20 protein-coding genes and 3 pseudogenes are annotated in these 19,621 nt (G+C 39.8%); 17 read left to right on the top strand and 6 right to left on the bottom strand.

The window, feature by feature from the left end; all coding sequences use genetic code 11:
- The 5 genes from AC4CUZ_RS13055 to AC4CUZ_RS13035 are packed head-to-tail and all read left to right on the top strand — an operon-like array spanning window position 1 to window position 4,058.
- A complete protein-coding gene (locus AC4CUZ_RS13055) occupies window positions 1–2,544 on the top strand; it encodes a phage tail protein (protein ID WP_490747713.1) in 2,544 nt (847 codons plus the stop codon).
- A gap of 59 nt (window positions 2,545–2,603) precedes the next feature.
- A complete protein-coding gene (locus tag AC4CUZ_RS13050) occupies window positions 2,604–2,885 on the top strand; it encodes a phage holin family protein (protein ID WP_058869409.1) in 282 nt (93 codons plus the stop codon).
- Window positions 2,875–3,381, top strand: coding sequence for a glycoside hydrolase family protein (locus AC4CUZ_RS13045; RefSeq protein ID WP_317455369.1), 507 nt, complete (start codon window positions 2,875–2,877; stop codon window positions 3,379–3,381). The genes AC4CUZ_RS13050 and AC4CUZ_RS13045 overlap by 11 nt, the downstream gene beginning before the upstream one ends.
- On the top strand, window positions 3,382–3,678 hold the full coding sequence (locus AC4CUZ_RS13040) for a ubiquitination-like system serine protease family protein (protein WP_490747712.1): 297 nt from the start codon (window positions 3,382–3,384) through the stop codon (window positions 3,676–3,678).
- The gene (locus tag AC4CUZ_RS13035) at window positions 3,678–4,058 is read left to right on the top strand and encodes a hypothetical protein (RefSeq protein WP_490747711.1); all 381 of its coding nucleotides are present in this window, start codon (window positions 3,678–3,680) and stop codon (window positions 4,056–4,058) included. The genes AC4CUZ_RS13040 and AC4CUZ_RS13035 overlap by 1 nt, the downstream gene beginning before the upstream one ends.
- Before the next feature lie 154 nt (window positions 4,059–4,212).
- Here AC4CUZ_RS13035 and AC4CUZ_RS13030 read toward each other — a convergent pair whose 3' ends face one another.
- Entirely contained in the window at window positions 4,213–4,440 is a 228-nt protein-coding gene (locus AC4CUZ_RS13030) for a hypothetical protein (RefSeq protein WP_490747710.1), read from the bottom strand.
- Between the two features lie 265 nt (window positions 4,441–4,705).
- Between AC4CUZ_RS13030 and AC4CUZ_RS13025 the strand changes: the two genes are divergently transcribed.
- From AC4CUZ_RS13025 to AC4CUZ_RS13010, 4 genes are all read left to right on the top strand, one after another.
- Window positions 4,706–5,713 (top strand): NAD-dependent epimerase/dehydratase family protein, encoded by a 1,008-nt coding sequence (locus AC4CUZ_RS13025; protein ID WP_279692152.1) that lies wholly within the window; start codon window positions 4,706–4,708, stop codon window positions 5,711–5,713.
- Between the two features lie 136 nt (window positions 5,714–5,849).
- A complete protein-coding gene (locus AC4CUZ_RS13020) occupies window positions 5,850–6,878 on the top strand; it encodes an IS701 family transposase (protein ID WP_007116247.1) in 1,029 nt (342 codons plus the stop codon).
- Between the two features lie 52 nt (window positions 6,879–6,930).
- A complete protein-coding gene (gene fumC / locus AC4CUZ_RS13015) occupies window positions 6,931–8,325 on the top strand; it encodes a class II fumarate hydratase (protein WP_004979849.1) in 1,395 nt (464 codons plus the stop codon).
- 107 nt (window positions 8,326–8,432) lie between these two features.
- Window positions 8,433–8,924, top strand: a complete 492-nt coding sequence (locus AC4CUZ_RS13010; RefSeq protein WP_010326627.1) for a hypothetical protein — start codon at window positions 8,433–8,435, stop codon at window positions 8,922–8,924.
- A gap of 63 nt (window positions 8,925–8,987) precedes the next feature.
- On the opposite strand, the gene AC4CUZ_RS13005 is transcribed toward AC4CUZ_RS13010, so the two are convergent.
- A protein-coding gene (locus AC4CUZ_RS13005; protein ID WP_085947913.1) for an IS4-like element ISAba1 family transposase occupies window positions 8,988–10,078 on the bottom strand; the annotation gives its coding sequence in 2 pieces (ribosomal slippage) (window positions 8,988–9,538 and window positions 9,538–10,078; 1,092 coding nt in all).
- A 221-nt stretch (window positions 10,079–10,299) separates the two neighbouring features.
- On the opposite strand from AC4CUZ_RS13005, the pseudogene AC4CUZ_RS13000 reads away from it, so the two are divergent.
- Window positions 10,300–10,638 (top strand): annotated as a pseudogene (locus AC4CUZ_RS13000) (nitroreductase family protein); the annotation flags it as partial.
- On the opposite strand, the gene AC4CUZ_RS12995 reads toward AC4CUZ_RS13000, so the two are convergent.
- Window positions 10,615–11,437, bottom strand: a protein-coding gene (locus tag AC4CUZ_RS12995) for an IS5 family transposase (protein ID WP_104794718.1) whose coding sequence is annotated in 2 segments (ribosomal slippage) — window positions 10,615–11,055 and window positions 11,057–11,437 — 822 coding nt in all. Because the reading frame shifts where the segments join, the coding sequence is not laid out codon by codon here. The pseudogene AC4CUZ_RS13000 and the gene AC4CUZ_RS12995 overlap by 24 nt on opposite strands.
- 24 nt (window positions 11,438–11,461) lie before the next feature.
- On the opposite strand from AC4CUZ_RS12995, the pseudogene AC4CUZ_RS12990 reads away from it, so the two are divergent.
- Window positions 11,462–11,788 (top strand): annotated as a pseudogene (locus AC4CUZ_RS12990) (nitroreductase family protein); the annotation flags it as partial.
- A gap of 63 nt (window positions 11,789–11,851) precedes the next feature.
- Here the strand turns inward: AC4CUZ_RS12990 and AC4CUZ_RS12985 are convergent.
- Together AC4CUZ_RS12985 and AC4CUZ_RS12980 are read right to left on the bottom strand one after the other, a co-directional pair.
- A pseudogene (locus AC4CUZ_RS12985) lies at window positions 11,852–12,187 on the bottom strand (thermonuclease family protein); the annotation flags it as partial.
- A gap of 53 nt (window positions 12,188–12,240) precedes the next feature.
- A complete protein-coding gene (locus AC4CUZ_RS12980) occupies window positions 12,241–13,173 on the bottom strand; it encodes an IS5-like element ISAba12 family transposase (RefSeq protein WP_053579251.1) in 933 nt (310 codons plus the stop codon).
- Window positions 13,174–13,297: 124 nt separating this feature from the next.
- Here AC4CUZ_RS12980 and AC4CUZ_RS12975 point away from each other — a divergent pair, with 124 nt between their 5' ends.
- Complete coding sequence (locus AC4CUZ_RS12975) at window positions 13,298–13,900, top strand: hypothetical protein (RefSeq protein WP_490747709.1); 603 nt, start codon at window positions 13,298–13,300, stop codon at window positions 13,898–13,900.
- A gap of 298 nt (window positions 13,901–14,198) precedes the next feature.
- On the opposite strand, the gene AC4CUZ_RS12970 is transcribed toward AC4CUZ_RS12975, so the two are convergent.
- Window positions 14,199–15,116 carry a LysR family transcriptional regulator gene (locus AC4CUZ_RS12970; protein WP_279692698.1) on the bottom strand — a complete coding sequence of 306 codons (918 nt, stop codon included), beginning with the start codon at window positions 15,114–15,116 and terminating at the stop codon, window positions 14,199–14,201.
- A gap of 94 nt (window positions 15,117–15,210) precedes the next feature.
- Between AC4CUZ_RS12970 and AC4CUZ_RS12965 the strand changes: the two genes are divergently transcribed.
- From AC4CUZ_RS12965 to AC4CUZ_RS12945, 5 genes are all read left to right on the top strand, one after another.
- Window positions 15,211–16,452 (top strand): acyl-CoA dehydrogenase family protein, encoded by a 1,242-nt coding sequence (locus AC4CUZ_RS12965; RefSeq protein WP_279692696.1) that lies wholly within the window; start codon window positions 15,211–15,213, stop codon window positions 16,450–16,452.
- A 96-nt stretch (window positions 16,453–16,548) separates the two neighbouring features.
- On the top strand, window positions 16,549–17,670 hold the full coding sequence (locus AC4CUZ_RS12960; RefSeq protein ID WP_490747706.1) for a phosphotransferase family protein: 1,122 nt from the start codon (window positions 16,549–16,551) through the stop codon (window positions 17,668–17,670).
- Window positions 17,667–18,365, top strand: a complete 699-nt coding sequence (locus tag AC4CUZ_RS12955; RefSeq protein ID WP_078425610.1) for a histidine phosphatase family protein — start codon at window positions 17,667–17,669, stop codon at window positions 18,363–18,365. Before AC4CUZ_RS12960 ends, AC4CUZ_RS12955 begins: the two co-directional genes overlap by 4 nt.
- A gap of 15 nt (window positions 18,366–18,380) precedes the next feature.
- Window positions 18,381–19,124, top strand: a complete 744-nt coding sequence (locus tag AC4CUZ_RS12950) for an SDR family oxidoreductase (protein WP_005399526.1) — start codon at window positions 18,381–18,383, stop codon at window positions 19,122–19,124.
- Window positions 19,125–19,275: 151 nt separating this feature from the next.
- Entirely contained in the window at window positions 19,276–19,599 is a 324-nt protein-coding gene (locus AC4CUZ_RS12945) for a pyrimidine/purine nucleoside phosphorylase (RefSeq protein ID WP_005399525.1), read from the top strand.
- Window positions 19,600–19,621 lie beyond the last annotated feature (22 nt).

The following is a 19,621-nucleotide window of genomic DNA, read 5'->3' as shown; positions in this document are numbered from 1 at the left end:
ATGGGTGGAATATTTGGAAGCACAACGATCAGTACGTCTGATAAGCGCATCAATTCGATGCGCATTCAGCAATCTGCATACGGACTGACACAGCCATTGGTTTACGGCAAAAACCGTGTCGCAGCCAATATGTTTTGGTATGGAGACTTTAAGGCGACTGCTCATACGACAACCACTAAATCTGGTGGTAAAGGTGGTAAAACCAAGACAAAAAACACAACATACACTTATTCAGCATCTTTGATGTTGGGGCTTTGTGAAAACAAAATCAAAGATATTGGTATCATTTGGCGTGACAAAGAACAGATCGTCACAGGTAATATGCCGATTATTATTGGTTATAAACGACAAGGATTTAATTCATTAAAACCGATTATTGAATATCGAATTCAGACACCAATCGAGCAATTAGGCTTTGAATTGTTTGATGGCGACTATAATCCTGTTTGGGGATATTTAGCATCAAAACATCCAGATGAGGCGGTGCATTATCCATTCCTTGGATATGTCGCATGTGCTAATTATGATTTGGGTGGTAGTGCAGCATTATCGAATCATAATTTTGAAGTGATCAGCGACATTACATTTTCAGAAACGATTCATGATGCCAATCCAGCTGACGTGATTGAAGATTTCATCACCAATCCACGTTATGGCGCAGCACCAAGTCTAAACATGGCTGATTTATCCGAATTTCGAACCTATTGTGCAGCCACGAATTTGTTGATCAGTCCTGCATTGACTGAACAGCGTGAAGCATTTGAAATCATCAGTGAAATTGTGGAAGCCGTGAATTGTGCCGTGGTCCCAAGTCCAGACGGTTTGAAAATCCGTTCATACGGTGATAGTGCGGTGACGGGGAATGGGGTGACATTTACGCCAAATCTTGAACCTGTTTATCACTTAACAGATGACGATTTCTTGGGTGAAGATCAGCCAATTCGCGTGCGTCGTAGCCGTGACACAGATGCATACAATCATTGCCAAATTGAATACGCGAATCGCTTCAACCAGTACAACACTGAAACGGTTGAAGCCAAGGACCAAGCAAATATTGAAATGTTTGGGCTGCGTACACAAGATCCAGTCAAATTTGACTTTTTCTGCGAACCGAAAATTGCCCGTCATGCCGTGCAATTGCTATTACAGCGACGACTCTATGTACGAAATGAGTATGAGTTTGAATTGGGGTGGAAATACTGCCGACTTGAGCCGATGGACATTGTGACCATTACAGATGAATCATTGGGATTAAATCAGTTTCCTGTTCGAATCACACGAGTTGAAGAAGATGAAGAAGGTGTGCTTTCGATTACCGCTGAAGAACTGGCAGTCGGGTCACGTTCAGCAGTTGAGTATGATCTGCAATCATCAAACGGGTACCAAGGTGGCAATGAAGAACCAGGCAACGTCAATGCACCAGCAATTTTTGAGCCTCCTTTAGAATTGACAGGTGGTAAAAATCAAATCTGGGTCGCTGCGTCAGGTGGAATCAATTGGGGTGGGTGTAACGTCTGGACAAGTTTGGACAATACAACATACGAAATGATCGGGACCATTTATGGTTCAGCGCGTTACGGTACATTAGTTTCAGCCATTGATGCAGATGATACATCTATGCAAGTCCAGTTGAATACATCAAGTCAAATCTTTGGTGGTACGCTTGAAGATGCTGAAGTTGATGCAACCTTGTGTAAAGTCGGTGATGAATATATCAACTATATCGATGCAACCTTGGATGGATCGGGGCGTTATACATTAAGTAGCATGCTTCGTGGCCGTTTTGGCGATGCAAGCTCACACAATGCCGGTGAATCGTTTGTTCGTATTGATCGTGCCATTTTTGAATATGACTTCAATCCAAATATGATCGACAAACAGATTTATCTGAAGTTCACAAGCTTCAACGGACTTGAGCAAAAAGAAGAAACTTTAGATGAAGTGACGGCATACAGTTACACCATCAATGGTGGTCGTCCTACGGGTGTCAAAGGTTTATCATTGCAGTCCGCATTTGAAGCAATGAGCTTTAAAGCTCAATGGCAAAGTGCAGCTGGTGCCACAGGGTATATCGTTCAAATCATGTCAGGTGGTGTATTGCTACGTGAAGTTGAAACGACAAATACTGATTACAGTTACAGTATGGATGAAGCCAAGATTGACGGTATTCAACGTGCTTATACAGTACGTGTTGCAAGTAAAAACGGTTCGATTGTCAGCACTTTTGCAGAGCTGAATATCAGTAATCCAGTGCCATCATCATTGATGAACGTGTACACATCGGCAACTGCAGATTCGATCACAGTGACTTGGATTCCAAGTGAAGTGCCTGATCTGAAAGATTACCAGGTGTGGATTAGTACCAATGCGAACTTTGATCCTGATACAACGGCAGCACGTTGGACAGGTACTGAAAATGCTTGCACGATCACGGGCTTGCAATCAACGACCACATATTATGTGCGTGTTGCTGCGCGAGACGTGTGGAAGCCAACCTCGTGGAACTATTCAACACGAATCACACAAGCGACTGCGGATAGTTAAAATTTTCAACCATAAAGCACCCTCGGGTGCTTTTTTATTGCCAAAATTTAGGGGGCGAAATGTCTGAAACAACAGGGCAAGCAATTGCTGAAGCGAGTGCTGCAGTTACATCAATTTCAACCAAAACAGCAGTAGGGGGATCAATTGCTGGCTTGTCGGGGAAGTTATTGGGTTTAGATCCAATCACAGCGATTGGTTTGTTAGTAGCGATTGCAGGCTTATTAGTGAGCTTTATGAGCTTCTTGATTAATTGGTACTACAAGCGCCAAGAAAACAAACGTGCCGAACAACTACATCAGATTGCGCTGAGTAAAGCTAAGGGTGAATGCAATGTCGAATAAGACGAAATACTGGGCAATAGGATTAGCAGCTTCGGCTGCTTTTTTTTGGAATTTAGAAAGCAAAGAGGGAAATGTGTCGGTTCCTTACAAAGACACTGGTGGTGTTGTGACTCAAGGTATCGGATCAACAACCAAGCCTGATGGCACCAAGATTAAAATGTCTGATCCACCAATTTCACGCAAAACCGCATTGGAATGGGCAAAAGCACATGTGGCCAAAGACGAAATTCCATTTCGAAAGTCTCTCCAGAGCGTGAAGTTGTCTCAAGTCGAGTATGACGTATATCTCGACTTCACCTACAACTTTGGCCAAGCCAATTGGAATCAATCTTCCATGCTTCGCAATTTGAAAGCGGGGAAGTACAAGCAGGCATGTGATTCATTATTGAAATGGAAGTATGTGGCCAAACGTGATTGCTCTGTACGATCCAACAATTGCTATGGCGTTTGGACACGACAAGTTGAGCGTCACTCGAAATGTATGGGAGCACAGTAGATGAATGAATTTAAAAAAGTTAGCAATGTGCTTCTTGAGTCTAACGGTATTTATTTTATTGAATGCCCTGGTTGTAAAACCTTGCATCCATTCCATGTTGATCCAAAACACAAAATTCGCTGGGACTTCAATGGCGATTTAGAGAAACCAACATTTAGCCCAAGCTTAATGGTAAATCAAGGCCACCCTAGTCAATGCCATTCCTTTGTCACGGATGGAAAAATCCAGTTCTTATCTGATTGCCATCATGGATTAGCCGGGCAAATAGTGGACCTCCCTGACGTGGAGGAATTCTGATGCCGTTACTTTATTGGATTTGGAACAACAAGCGCTGGACCTTAATCATTGTGCTTTTGATCTATGGATTCTTTCAAACATGGCAATCCAATTCACTTGCGGGTGATCTGAATAAGGCAAAAGCTGATTGCAAAACAAAGGTACAGCAAGAAATTGATAAGGCTGTGAAGCCTTATAAAGATGCTGAACAGGAAGCACAAAAACGAGCACAAAAAGCAGGTGATGACTATGAACAAACCAAAGAAATGGAACGAGTCAAGACAGAAACGATTACACGTGAAGTGCAAAAGATCATTGAACGTCCTATTTATCTCAACATTTGTTTCGATGATGCTGGGGTGTCAGCAGTCAATGCCGCTGGTAATACCGCCGAACCTTAAAGCACCATGTCCCCCGTTGCAAAAACTTGAATCAGGGCAGGGTAAAGACATTCTGCCGATTATGATTGATGATCGCCGCAAGTATGTAGATTGCCAGCAACGGCACTCAGCAGTAATTTCAATAGTTGAAAAAAAAGCCCTCTAAGTGAGGGTTTTATTTCAGCACAACCTTAGCACCTTTCCAAAACTCCCCACGCCGACGCACTAGAAATGAACTCGCAATACTCTCAGCATGGAATACTTTGGCATCATCCTTATCATCAACCCAAAACCATCCAGGTTGATAGACCTGTTGGACATCTGAAAAATCATCGTATTCCAGTATTTCTTGTGTCGCATCTCGATAGGCAAGCCACTTGCCATCTTTAGTTATGTAGGCCATTGAACATCCCCTCCAAGTACAAACTTCACAATTTATTCAATAATCTTTTTCTTTTCATAAACGATATACAGTACATAGCTATAACTGTAACACATGCAATATTCCGAACCTTTAAAATGATGATATAGTGCTCTTGCAGATTGGCCGGCTCAAGAGGATTTTGAGTCGGTTTTTTGCGTTTAATATCTGTGGATAAGTCATTTGAAACACCATAAATACACCAATAAAACGCAACTTGCTGATTATTATAAGGAGTATGTATACAATGATTTTAGTGACTGGTGGTTTAGGCTTTATAGGCTCTCATATTGCTTTGAGCTTTATGGTGCATGGGCAAGAGGTCATTATTGTAGACAATTTATCCAATGCGAACTTACAAACTCTTGAACGATTAGAATTTATTAGTGGCATGTACGTGCCTTTTGTCAAAATTGATATACGAAATACCCCTGCCTTAAACAAAGTTTTTGAGCAGTATTCCATCGATGCGGTAGTGCATGCTGCAAGTTTTAAATCGCTTGAAGAATCTGTACTGAAGCCTTTGGAATACTATAATGACAATGTCAGTTGTATCATGAGTTTACTGCGTGCCATGCAGCGCACAGGTGTACGCACTTTGGTTCATCTTTCCAGTCTTGCGGTCTATGGTGAATCCAGCCTACATTTAGAAGAAGATTTGGAGCTGAATTTCGGCTATCCAAACCCGTATATCAAGTCGCAGCAAATGGTCGAAGAAATTATTCGAGATACAGCAAAAACGGATAATGAATGGAAAATTGCAATTTTAAGAATGGGCAATGTTGCTGGTGCATTTGAAAATGCGATGCTCGGAGAATTGTTTCCGCCTTTACCGAAAAATATTATCCCACTGTTGATGCAAGTCGCTGCAAAACAGCGTGATCATATTGAACTTAGAAAAAGTGCACAAACCACAGATCATACCGTAGAGCGTAGTTTTTTACATATACTCGATGCCTGTGATGCGATTGCTGCTTCGTTACAATGGTTAAGTACTCAACAGTTTGCTTGTGATGCTTTTAATATTGCAGGTCAAAGTGTGTCGATACAGCAGTTGGTTGAAAAAGTTGAAAATGTGACGCAAAGTGATATTGCTACAGTCGATGTGAAGGATTCGAACATCGTGGAATTAGATCAGGTCGCAGCCGAGTGTAGTAAAGCGAAAAACGTTTTACACTGGCAAGCGAAGCGCAGTTTAGAACAAACCCTTGAAGATGGATGGCGTTTCTACCGACAAAGTCTAGATGGTCGTTAATTAATTTAATGATAACAATTATCATTTATATATTTTTGCTTAATCATTAAGATAAGGAAAACAAGCGCAAAATAATCATTTAGGACTTACGCATTGACGGATTCAAAAAAGTATTAAAATACTTTATAAAGTATCTGTGATCAGACGAATTAAACATGCTTCTACAGCAACTTGTACATTACCCATTTATATGGGCTTTCTCATGACAGAACCGAACTCTATTAGCTGCACACAACTTGCCGAGACTTATAACATCTCGCATGATAGTGTAAATCGCTTTCTAGAACGTGAAGACTACACACCTCACGACCTATATCAAGAAGCAATTCAACATATTGATAATAATAAACTTATAGTCAGTATTGATGATACTGTTTTAGATAAACCCTATAGTCAACATATGGACTTGGTTAGCTATTTTTGGTCAGGCAAACACCACCGATCCGTCAAGGGTATTAATCTCATTACCTTGTATGCGACAGATCAGAATGGTCAAAATATTCCAATTAATTTCCGAATTTATGACAAATCTGAAAGTAAAACCAAGAATGATTACTTTATGGATATGTTAAGTGAAGTACTCAGTTGGGGTGCAAAGATTCAATTTATTACAGGTGATAGTTGGTATTCATCGACTGGAAATCTAAAAACCATAAGAAAATATGGTATTCGATTTATGTTTGGTATCGACTGTAACCGTAAGGTTTCCCCAGAAAAAGGACAATGGTTTCAACTGCGTTTATTGCCAAATTTCCATCAGGGTCAAGTGGTCTGGCTCAAAGATTTTGGCTTTGTACAATTATTTAAGACTCAGTTAAAAGAACAGCAGAGGTTTTATATTGTGCATCAAGATGAAGATGATTTATTGTCCTTTGAGGGTTTTCATGAATTACATTCAAGTCATTGGAAAATAGAGCAATATCACCGGGTGATTAAACAGGTTTGTCATATTGAAAAGTTTCAAGTAAGACGATCTAAACTGATTTTGAATCATATTTTTTCAGCCTTGATGGCCTACGTCGAGATACAAAAGAACCAGTTTGAGCGGATCTTTGAAAATGTATATCGTTGGCAGAAGAAATTATTTAGACCAGTTATCAAAAACTTCATTGATGACTTTATTCTCGATAAAAATCATCTGCTACCACAGAGAATCTATAAATAATAGTGCGTAAGTCCTATCATTTTGCAATTCACTTAAAAAGGAAGAGGTTAAAATGCAAACACGTATTGAACATGACACGATGGGCGAAGTTGAAGTACCGAGTGAAGCACTTTGGGGTGCTCAAACTCAGCGTAGTTTGCAAAACTTTAAAATTGGTAGTGAACGTCTACCACGTCCAATGATTCGTGCCATGGGCTTAGTGAAAAAAGCAGCAGCATTGACCAATGCTGAGCTCAACCAAATTCCACAAGAATTGGCGCAATACATCGTCGGTGCTGCGGATGAAGTGATTGCAGGGCAGTGGGATAGTCAGTTTCCTTTGGTGGTATGGCAAACTGGTTCAGGCACACAAAGCAACATGAACTGTAATGAAGTGATTGCCAATATCGCCAATCAGAAACTTGGCAATCCCTTAGGTGCACAAAAACCTGTACACCCGAACGATCACGTGAACCGTGCTCAGTCGACCAATGACTCCTTCCCAACGGCGATTCATGTCGCAGCAAGTATTCAGATCAATGAATTACTGATTCCTGCGGTGACACAGCTTCGAGATACTTTAGAGGCAAAGTCTCAAGCATTTGCTGACATCGTCAAAATTGGCCGAACTCATTTACAAGATGCGACACCCTTAACCTTAGGCCAAGAATTTAGCGGGTATGTTTCTCAGCTCGATCACGGCTTAAAGCGTTTACAACAAGCACTTTCAGGTTTGTATGAACTACCTTTAGGTGGAACTGCTGTAGGTACAGGGTTGAATGCTCATCCTGATTATGCAGAAAAATCAGCGGAGCAACTGGCACAGTTGACAGGACTGCCTTTTGTGACGGCACCAAATAAATTTGAAGCATTGGCTGGGCGTGATGCAGCAGTGTTTGCCTCAGGTGCATTAAAAACGCTTGCGGTAAGCTTGAACAAAATTGCCAATGACATTCGCTGGTTGGCAAGTGGCCCACGTTGTGGTTTTGGCGAGTTACGTATTCCAGAAAATGAACCAGGCTCAAGTATTATGCCGGGGAAAGTGAATCCGACTCAAAGTGAAGCGATGACCATGGTGGTGGCGCAAGTCTTAGGCAATGACACCACGATTAATGTTGCGGGTGCATCGGGTAACTTTGAACTGAATGTATTCATGCCAGTGATTGCGTTTAATTTGTTGCAGTCGATTCAGCTTTTGGGTGACGCATGTAATAGTTTTAATGATCACTGTGCCGTGGGTATTGAGCCAAACCGTGAAAAAATTGACCACTTCTTACATGACTCATTGATGTTAGTTACGGCTTTAAACCCAGTGATTGGCTATGAAAATGCAGCGAAAGTTGCCAAAACAGCCTATAAAGAAGGGAAAACGTTAAAACAGGTGGCCGTAGAATTGAACTTAGTCACGGCTGAGCAGTTTGATGAAGTAGTACGTCCAGAGCAAATGATTTCACCAAATGTAAAATAGCCCTTGGTCCAGATGCTCAACTAAAGAGCAAATGAACACCAGCGGTTTTTATCTTTGGGCGAAGTCGGTACAATGGTCGACTAAAGATAAACTGCTGATGAGTTACCATGCTTGATATTTATTTGACAGATGTTCAGAAAAACGTGCAATTTAACGATTATCCGGGTGAACATCCTGTTAAATTTGTTTTAAATTTCAAAAAGATTTTCCCAAGTGTTATGGAGTTATTACTTCCTGTTCTACCTGAAAATGAAAATCTTGAAGAAATGACATGGGAATCAACCACGACTGACTTTGAACTTTTCAAACTGTTGTTGAGTGGTTGGGGCGTTATTGAATTACGCTTAAACGCGATCAAACAGTTTAAAGATAAAGATTTTGCCGATGCTCTAGTGAAACGTGCACAACAAAAGCGCAAAGACTTTGCAAAAGCACAGCAACAGTTGAAAACAGTTGAACTCGATTATTTATTTATGCATGAGATTCATGCATTGATCGATGCAGAATTGGTTGAACTGGGTGAAAAGTTCTATTTACCCGTTCTTCGTGACTTATGGAAAAATAAAATTTCCACTCAAGTCTTAGAAGCCAAATTTTAAGTCATTCAAAAATCCTCCAAATGGAGGATTTTTTATATCGATAGCCTCTGTACACGACAAATTTCACAGAACCCTTATCCTATCAGGATTCTGCCTTCTTAAAATTGCCAAAATTTCCTTAAACTCTTCTTTTTTCCCAAAACCAATTAAACGCTGAATCGCCATTTGAACATAGTCTAAACCATAGCGAAATAAACTCATTGAGAGTCGTCCATGCTTCTTTATTTTTATCGCTTTTTTTTGATCATGTTGCCATTCACCCGTTAAGTAACACCAACAGAAGCTTATAGCTAACACCGCAATCAATTTTTTCACTCGTCTAGGGTCTGTCAAGCGCGTATTTTCAAGATTAAACCCGCGTCCTTTGAGACAACTGAATAAGGTTTCAATTTCCCAGCGTAATGCATAATCCTGAATAGCATTGGCATTAAACTGAGGAGAAACGACGAGTAAAAGCTCTCCATTTTCTAACTGTAGTGCACTTATATATAGTTTCACCCGACCAACCAAAATCCGTCGTTTACGACATTCAATTTGACCAACTTTAAGATGGCGAAATAAATCACTAATTTTATGATTCTTTCCTAAATGATTGGTGACAATGAAGTTTTTTTAACACGAATGCAGAAGTTGATGTCTTGTTCAATTAACCATGTAAACCACTGCTCACCGATAAACTCTCTGTCTGCGAACACATTCACAATACGGTCTTTACCAAAAATGGCTATAAAGCGTTGAATCAAAGCAATACGCTCTTTCGTATCTGAATTTCCACGTTTATTAAGCAATGTCCAAAGGATAGGTATCGCTATTCCACGATAAACGATTGCGAGCATCAGGATATTAATATTTCGTTTTCCCCATTTCCAATTGGTTCTATCTAAAGTCAGTTGCACTTGGTCGAATGAAAACATATTGAAAATCAACTGAGAAATTTGACGATAATCAAAATACTGACCTGCAAAGAAGCGCTGCATACGTCGATAAAATGATTGTGGTAAGCACTTGATGGGCAAGGCTTTAGATGCAGAAGAAAGATTACATGTTTGCTTTAAAATAATCACAAGCATGATGAGCGCAAAGCACTTTAAATGTGACTTGTTCCATTTTAGAGATTTGTTTAAGATAAGATATAACTCATTGAGATGTGTCATAGTATTCGTCGTTAGAAAACAATTATTGTGACATTATTTCAATGAGTTATCTATTTTTGTCGTGTACAGAGATCGATAGCAAAACTATGTATTTGCGAGCACAAGAAAGTATTTAAACTGCATCTAAAGCACTAAATTTTATTATTTGGTCAAATGTTGGAATTAATATTGCTTGATACATTGCGTCATCATTCACAGTATAACCGTAAGGATTTTATAATATGTCAAATCAGTTCATCGACTTAATCACAAAGCGTCGTACCATTTATGCCATTGGTAAAAAGGTCGAGCACAGCCCTGAATTTTTAACTGATTTGATTCAAACTGCCATTAAACAAAGCCCATCATCGTTCAATTCACAGTCATCTCGGGCGGTAATTTTATTTAATACGGAACATGAAAAGTTTTGGACTTTTGTGGCTGAAAAACTGAAGTCTTATGCTAAAGATGAAGAAAGCACGGCTAAAACAACGGCAAAAATGACCAGTTTTTCAGCAGGTGTGGGAACTGTTTTATTAGACCTCTTGCGAAAGTCGTTATTGCAAGTTCATCCGGTTTACCAGTGCAGCGATTAAGTTAATGCGTAAACCGAATCTTTTTCGTCTATTTCGATAGCGTTCACTTAGTATTCTAAATCTTTTCAATTGACTATTAATATGTTCGATTACAACTCGTATTTTTCCAATCATTTTATTGTAATTTTTCTCAGCATCAAATAAGGGTAAATTCTTCTTTTTCTTTATTGGCATCAATAATTTAAAGCCATCTTGCTCTAACCCATAGTACCCTAAATCGGTCATAACATAGTCACAATGTTTGAATTTCTTAACTGTTTTTCTTGCCAATTTAATATCATGCTGACTGCCAAACGATATATCTACTCCTATGATTTGTTTGCTCTTCGGATGATAGATCACTTGGGCTTTTAACGTATGTTTCTTCTTTTTACCACTGTAAAACTTACTCTGATTTTTTTTTCGGGCGTTCTATTGAACATTCTGTCGCATCAATAATTACCCAGTTAAATTGTTCGTCTGCTGTGGTAATGCTTCGTTTTGGCAGGGTAAAACGTCTTGATTTCATTAATGCATCTTCAACCTTTTTAATAGTTCGATTCACATTACTTTCAGCGATATGGTAATTTGCAGCCAATTCCAATTGAGTGCTGTAATTCCGTAAGTAATTGAGTGTTAATAACAATTGATCCTCTATAGCTAAAGTATGAGGACGCCCAGATTTCTTTTTAAGTGATTCTGCTTCTTTTAAAACTTCGACCATTTCACTAAAAACTGGTCGAGGTACGCCAACCAAGCGCTGGAATTCAGAATCTGAAAAACGGTTTAATTTCTGATATTTCATGAAATCTATATTGAGGTAGTTTTTACTTTCGCAAGAGGTCTATTTTTTGAAGATTTAGATGTAATTCAGGACTTACAAGAGCAATTTCCATCTTATGCTGAAAATTTCCCAGTATGGGCAGAGCATTCAACTGCAATAGCGCAGTTTGCAACTTGGACTGCATTACATACCTTAGGTTTAGGTGCATCTTTACAGCATTACAATCCAATTGTAGATGAAGAAGTCCATGCTTAGTGGGATGTGCCTGCAAGTTGGAAACTGCGAGCACAACTGGTCTTTGGTTCAGTTGAGGGCGAAGCTAAAGAAAAAGGCTTTGTGGATGATGCTGTACGCTTTAAAGTCTTCAAATAATTAATGAAAAAGCCACTCTACACGATGGAGCGGCTTTTTTTAGGCTGAGTTTTTACAGATCGGCTACTTCTTCAGTTTGCGGTAGTCACTCGGGCGAATAGGGCGTGTGCCGCGCCATAAACCTTTCTTGTGCTTTTTCGCATGACTTTGTAAAGCATTCATATGTTTCAAATGCTTTTTATCCTTAATATAGTCCTCATAGACCCATGCTGCACCACGTTTGACCATTTCTTCATTCATACTTCTCCGAAAACGATAGATTTCACCTACACAACGACCATAACGGTCAATGTCTGTAATGCGAACACGAACCACTTTCCGATAAACCATTTTTTTGATTAAGCGTTTGGACTCAGGCCCATAGCTTTGAGTGGACTCAGGCGCATCAATATACGCAAAGGGCTTTGTTGCACAAAGATTTGAAATGCAAAGCGCCCCTAATTGAGCCAAATTTAAGGCGTAACTTGGGTAAGTGGTCGACCTAATTCCGTAAATCTGTTAAGGACTGCTACACGTGCATGGATCTCATTCACTTGGCTATCAAAACTCCTTGCACTGAGTTTATCTCCTAATAATTTGATGCAATGCATCTTAGTTTCAACCAAACTTCGCCGATGATAGCCTGACCATTTTTTCCATAGTGTCCTGCCTAAACGTTTAATTGTTCGAAGTAATTCATTTCGCTCTAGCGAGCTACTCTTTGTATCTTTCCATGGTTTCGCATTTTTTCTAGGTGGAATCACCGCATGCGCTTGCCGATCTGCAATGACCTGACGGCATTGCTTGGTGTCATAAGCTCCATCGGTATAAACAGAGTCAATCCGCTCATCTTGTGGAATCTGATTAAGTAAATCACCAAGCACCTGTGAATCACTGACATTATTGGTTGTAAGCTGAACTGCTCGTATTTGCAGGGTTTTAGCATCTATACCAATATGAAGTTTACGCCATTGGCGACGATATTCAGGTCCATGTTTCTTGCGTTTCCATTCGCCCTCACCTAGAAACTTCATGCCTGTAGAGTCCATGAGTAGATGCAGCCCATCGCTACTTTTTTGGTAGCTGATTACAATATCAATATGCTTTTGTCTTCTACAAAGCGTGGTGTAATCTGGAGCTATCCAATTTAATCCGCAAAGTTTAATCAGACTTTGCACAAAGCCAGTGACCATACGTAAAGACAGACGGAATAAGGATTTAATCATTAAGCAGCATTGGATGGCTGCGTCGGAGTAGGTTTGATTTCGCCCTTGTTTGCCTTTTGATGGCGCATACCATTGCGTAGCAGGATCAAACCAAATGGCAATATTTCCGCGACTCATGAGTGCTCGGTTATATGCGGGCCAATTGGTTGTGCGGTAGATTTTGTGTGTAGGCTTCTTCATTTGAAAATTATATCGCTGAAAAACCCTTTACAGATAGGTTTGTGCAACAAAGCCTAACCAATTAAAAGAAAAATATGGGGCATTATTTACTGAACAGTTTGAAATTCAAAACGAAACACAGCGTTTGTATGATGCAGTAAAAGCACTAATACCATCTACAGGAAAAGTTCAAGATCAAATTGCTGCCGCTATGAAAGTTTATTATAGTGCGTATGGAACATTGGCGAGAAGCAAGACAGCCTCTGTCAGTCAAAATGTACGTAAAGATAATAAATTTCGTGAAATATTACCGATCGGCCCATCAGATATGGCAACTGAAATCAGCCGCTTAGAAAAATTACAAAACCTAACAGCACCTAATAAATCTGGTGGAATAAATATTTTTAGAATATTGTCACCTGTTTCAAAAGCATATGAGTTTTTCTTAGACGTAGAAGATTGGGAGTTCGCGAGTTGGCATAAAGAATCAACACCAGAAATTATGAGCTTTTATCAAAACTATATTCATGACTCTAAGTACGGTTTTATGAGTAATGCTGAACCTTTTAGTTATTTCCGTCAAAGAACGGTATATGAGTCCAGTCGTAGTGGAAAGGGCGAAGAGGTAGATCAAAAAACTGCAGAAGATAAAGCAGTATGCGCTGTGGTAAATAGGGAAGTACAACACGAAGAATTTTTTGATGCATTTGAACGAGCTAAACAAGAAGATTTACCGTTAGCTATGTAAAAAAGAATAAACTCTTGGTACGGTCGCTAAGTTCTAAACGGCTTTAATTCCTTATAGGTGCTATTAAGAAATTAACATTTATTCCATATTTTAAGCATCTTAAGATGAGATGCTTATTGTTTACTTTCAAATTGAGTGTTCCTACAAATGGTTATGGTGTATATAACAAAGATACAGAATTAGAAAAAACAAGGAGTAATTTGTAAGACTGGTGCGTTGGTTGTTTAGAGGTTCCAAATGACAGTCAATACAGGAACTAAGTTAGAACTTCGATTTTTTTTAAATTTTATAAAATAGCCTAAGCAAAAATTTTATAAATTTCGCTCCTTAAAAAATGGTGTCTTTTATTTTCCATTAAATTTTTATGCCAATAAATTCCAATATTCATCTGCGGCAGTTTCACAGGAACATCAAAAATATTCAGCAGAGGGGAAACATGCAAATGGCTCAAAATATTTTGAGGAATCGTTAAAATTGCATTGGGATATTGCTCTAGAATTTGTAGCGCAGTGGAATAGTGCTGACAACGCAAAAAAACCTGCCTAGACAGTTGCTTACGATTTAAATGAACATCTTCAACTAAAACACCAGTACGCCGCGAAGATACACCAATATGCGGTGCAGCCAAATACAATTCAGCATTGATTTGCTGGAGCTGAGTACAAGCCACAAACTGGTCTTTGACCAAGCTCTCAAATTGAATTTTATCGCCAAAGTTTTGTTCCAAATCAATCACAAAATCAATTTGTTGAGAAACTAAATCAGCATCTACTGTTTTACGGTCCAGCTTACTACTCATGAACTGAATACTTAGTCCAAGTTTCTGAAAGTGAGCAACTAACTTTGGGAAAACAATTGGTTCGATTTCATCATGAATCGCAATTTTTAGGCTTTGAACCATGTTCGGGTCGAAGCTTTGCTGCTGCATGAAAATACTTTGAATTGCAATTAAAGCATTTTTAATAATTAGGTAATTTTGTTCTGCAAAAGGTGTTGGAAGCATTTGGCTGCCAGAGCGAACAAATAAATCATCCTTTAAATGGCTACGTAGACGCTGCAAAGCATGACTGGCAGCAGACTGCGTAATCGACAAGATTTGAGCTGCTTTTGAAATACTTTTTTGCTCATAAATCGCAATAAAAAGCGGGTATAAATTGATATCGATGCGATGAAAAAGCCCCATATCAATGGGTGATTTACTATGAATATCGTTCATGCTGATCTATAAAATAAAATCATTTTGTTCATATTAGTTTTTAGGTTATGTTGATGTAAAGCGAAAATATCAAAATAGATCGAAGGAAGTAGCCATGTTTGAACTCTCAGCACGTGCTCAAGATTATGTAGAACGTACCAAACAATTTATTCAAAACGAAATTGAGCCGATCGAAACTGACTTTTGGCATGAGGTACATGAACTGAACCAAGGTGGCGACTGGACCAAATGGCAGTGGCCTACACAACTTGAAACACTCAAAGCCAAAGCAAAAGCTGCGGGTTTATGGAATATGTTTTTGCCTTGTCCTGAATTGGGCCAAGGTCTATCGGTTCAAGACTACGCTCATATTGCAGAACTCACAGGTCGTAGTCTCCTTGCGCCGACCGTGTTTAACTGTAATGCTCCTGACACTGGCAACATGGAGGTATTGTGGCGTTATGGCTCTGAAGCTCAAAAGCAAGAGTGGCTTACGCAGCTTTTGGATGGAAAAATTCGCTCTGTTTTCTGTATGACAGAACCAGCTGTTGCTTCATCCGATGCGACCAATATGCAAGCAACAGCCGTGATCGAAGGCGATGAAATTGTGTTAAATGGCCGTAAATGGTGGTCTTCAGGCTTAGGTGACCCCAATGCCAAAATAATTATTTTTATGGCGCATACACCAGATGAAACCAAAGATCGCCACCATCAACACTCGATGGTTTTAGTGCCTGTTGAAACGGCTGGAGTTAAAATTGAACGGATGTTACCAGTCTTTGGTGACTACGATGCACCCCATGGTCACGGTGAAATTAGCTTTAGTAATGTTCGTGTTCCTGTTTCCAACTTTATTGGTGGTGCAGGTCAAGGTTTTGAAATTGCCCAAGGTCGTTTAGGCCCGGGTCGTATTCATCACTGTATGCGCTGCATTGGTGCTGCGGAAAAATCTTTAGAGTTGATGATCGATCGTGGTATGAGTCGTACTGCATTTGGCAAAGAAATTTTAAAATTAGGTGGGAACCTAGAGCGCGTGGCTGATGCACGTGTTGCAATTGATCAAGCACGTTTATTAACCTTGTATGCTGCGTATAAAATGGATACTTTAGGGAATATGGCAGCGTTAACTGAAATCTCTGCCATTAAAGTCGTTGCGCCAAGTGTGCTTGAAAAAGTGGTCGATATGGCGATTCAAATTCACGGCGGAGCAGGTGTGTCGCGTGATACGCCTTTGACAGGTTTCTTCGCTCAAGCACGTTCACTGCGATTGGCTGATGGGCCAGATGAAGTCCATAAAGGCATGATTGCAAAACTAGAACTGGCAAAACGCGGCTATAGTACGCGTCGTAAAAAATAATAGAGGAGAAGATCATCTCTTTAATTCATCGTGTTGAAATAAGAATAGATGATCTTCTAAGTTATAAAGAAAAGATTGATAGTTTGGGAAAAAAGAATGTCAGCGATTGATGTAGGTGGAACAGTTCGGGCGGGTGAAGAACTGGATGCTGTAGCCGTAGAAAACTGGCTCAAAGCACAAGGTGTCGATCTACAAGGGCAGGTTGAAGTCACGCAATACTCAGGCGGTGCATCTAACTGGACGTATAGATTGAAATACGACAATGTCGATCTAATTCTACGCCGCCCACCCAAAGGTACCAAAGCTAAATCTGCACATGACATGGCACGTGAATATCATGTGCAAAAGAATTTAACCTCTTTTTATCCTGTACTTCCCGAAATGGTTGCATTGTGTCAGGACGAATCTGTTCTTGGCTGTGACTTCTACGTGATGAAACGTGTAGAAGGCGTTATTCCACGTGCCAATTTACCGAGAGATCTAGATTTTAAAGAAGCCCAAGTTCGTGAGTTGTGTATCAATGTGATTGATAAACTGATCGAACTTCATCAAGTCCCATACCAAGGCACAGAACTTGAGAACCTTGGTAAAGGTGATGGTTACTGTCGTCGTCAAGTGGAAGGTTGGGACGCTCGTTTTGAAAAAGCCAAAACCATTAACGTCCCTTCATTTAAATATGTGCGAAAGTGGCTGAAGGATAATATTCCAGCAGACTCAAAAACCTGCGTAATTCATAACGATTGGCGTTTTGATAATATTATTTTAGATCCGAATCATCCGACACAAATTATTGGTGTCTTGGATTGGGAAATGGCAACGCTTGGTGATCCACTTATGGACTTAGGTTCGGCCTTGGCATATTGGGTTGAAGAGTCGGATAGTGCACTTTTTAAAGCCACACGTCGTCAACCGACAAATCTTAAAGGCATGTTCACACGTAAAGAAGTGGTCGATTATTATTTAGAAAAAACAGGTTTAGAAGTAGAAAATTGGACCTTTTATGAAGTCTTTGGTATTTTCCGTTTAGCCGTGATTGCCCAGCAAATTTATTATCGCTATCACCACAAACAGACCAATAACCCTGCCTTCAAAGATTTTTGGATTTTAATTCATGCTCTCCATATTCGCGCACTTAAATTGATTGGTTTACAGAAAATTGAAGCCAATGAAGTCGCTCAAAAATACATTGTTAAAATGAAGGAAATATTAGGCAAATGACCACTATTTATTTCATTCGCCACGGGCAAGCATCTTTTGGTGCAGAAAGTTATGATCAACTCTCTCCCAATGGTGAACTCCAAGCCAAAATTTTAGGTCAATATTTTGACCAGATCTTAAAAGAAGCACCCGTGGTGGTTTCAGGCTCTATGCAGCGACATCAACAAACGGCATGTATTTCTTTGGCTGAGTGCTTTCCTGAGGTGGATGTTTTGACCAATTCTGCATGGAATGAGTTCAATCATCAGCAAGTCTTTGCTCATTATGAACCACGTTTTAACGAGCCACATTTACTAAAAGCCGATGTGGCTAAAGAGTCGAACCCACGTGCTTATTTGGCCAAGATATTTGAAGGGGCAATTGAACGCTGGACAGGTGGAGACTATCACCATGAATACGATGAATCATGGCCTGAGTTTAAAAGTCGAATTGAAGTCGCTTTACAAGATTTGTGTGATGAACTGGCTCAAAGCAAACCGCGCTATGCTGTGGTGTTTACTTCAGGCGGTGTAATTTCAGTGGTAGCAGGCAAACTCTTAGGTTTAAGTCCAAATAAAACCTTTGCGCTAAATTGGGCTATTGCCAACAGCAGCATGACCACATTACGACTGGTGGGCAATGAACCGCAGCTTTTAAGTCTCAATGAACATCATTTTATTAAAGCCGAAAACTCAAACTTACTGACATGGATCTAAGGACAGGATTAAGACATGGCTAAAACAATTTTAATTACAGGGGCAAGTTCTGGTATTGGTGCAGGTATGGCACGCGAATTTGCACAAAAAGGTTATAACTTGGCAATTTGTGCACGACGCTTAGATCGCCTTGAAAGCCTAAAACAGGAACTTGAGAGCAAGTACGGGATAAAAGTCATTCCTAAAGTTTTAGATGTGACCAATTACGATCAAGTGTTTGAAGTTTTTCGTGCATTTAAACAAGAGTTTGGTCATTTAGACCGTGTAATTGTGAATGCTGGAATTGGAGATGGGCGTCGAATTGGCAAAGGCAGTTTTGCGATTAATAAAGCCACGGTTGAAACCAACTTTATTTCAGCTCTAGCACAGTGTGAAGCTGCAGTCGAAATTTTCCGTGAGCAAAATGCAGGACATTTGGTTGTTATCTCTTCTATGAGTGCAGTCCGCGGTATGCCAAAACATTTGACAGCGTACGGTGCAAGTAAAGCAGGTGTTGCACATTTGGCTGAAGGCATTCGTGCAGAACTGCTCAATACCCCAATTAAAGTTACGACTATTTTTCCTGGATATATTCGTACAGAAATCAATGAGGGTGCAAAACCACTACCTTTTGAAGTGGATGAAAAAACAGGTTCACGACTGTTGGCAGCAGAAATTGAAAAAGCCCCTGTAAAAGCCTATGTTCCTAAATGGCCATGGCTACCACTAGGTTTAGCAATGAAAATTTTACCGCTGAAATTGGTTAATAAACTGGGTTAATGATTGAAATAAAAAGGCTGTAAATCAGCCTTTTTATTTTTAACTATGCGAGTACCTTCTAAACATATGTTGCTATTTCCAAATGATCATTTGAGTGCATTCATGAGTTGGTCATAAAATCGAGGTAGCATTGAAGAAAAAGGTGATCAAGATGTCCACACAATTCGACTTTGTTTCAGTCAGAAAAAAGCCCAATGTTCATTTTGGTGGGCGCTCAATCAGTCATGTCATTCAATGTGAAGATGGTTCACAAAAGACCCTTGGGGTTATTTTGCCTACAGATCAACCGCTGACGTTTGAAACGCATGTTGCGGAGCATATTGAAATTGTTTCAGGTCAATGCCAAGTTAAAATTGGGCTACAGACTGAAATGACTCTGTATTGTGCAGGTGAAAGTTTTGATGTTCCTGCCAACAGCCGCTTTAGTATGATGGCAAGTGAAGTTGTAGATTATATTTGTCACTTAGAAAAATAGCCGAAGACAAAGACTCAAATTG

The sequence above is a fragment of the Acinetobacter sp. 789_lipA genome (assembly GCF_058242845.1).
Note: the sequence above shows the minus strand (reverse complement) of the source record. Positions and strands in the feature narration are given on the sequence as shown.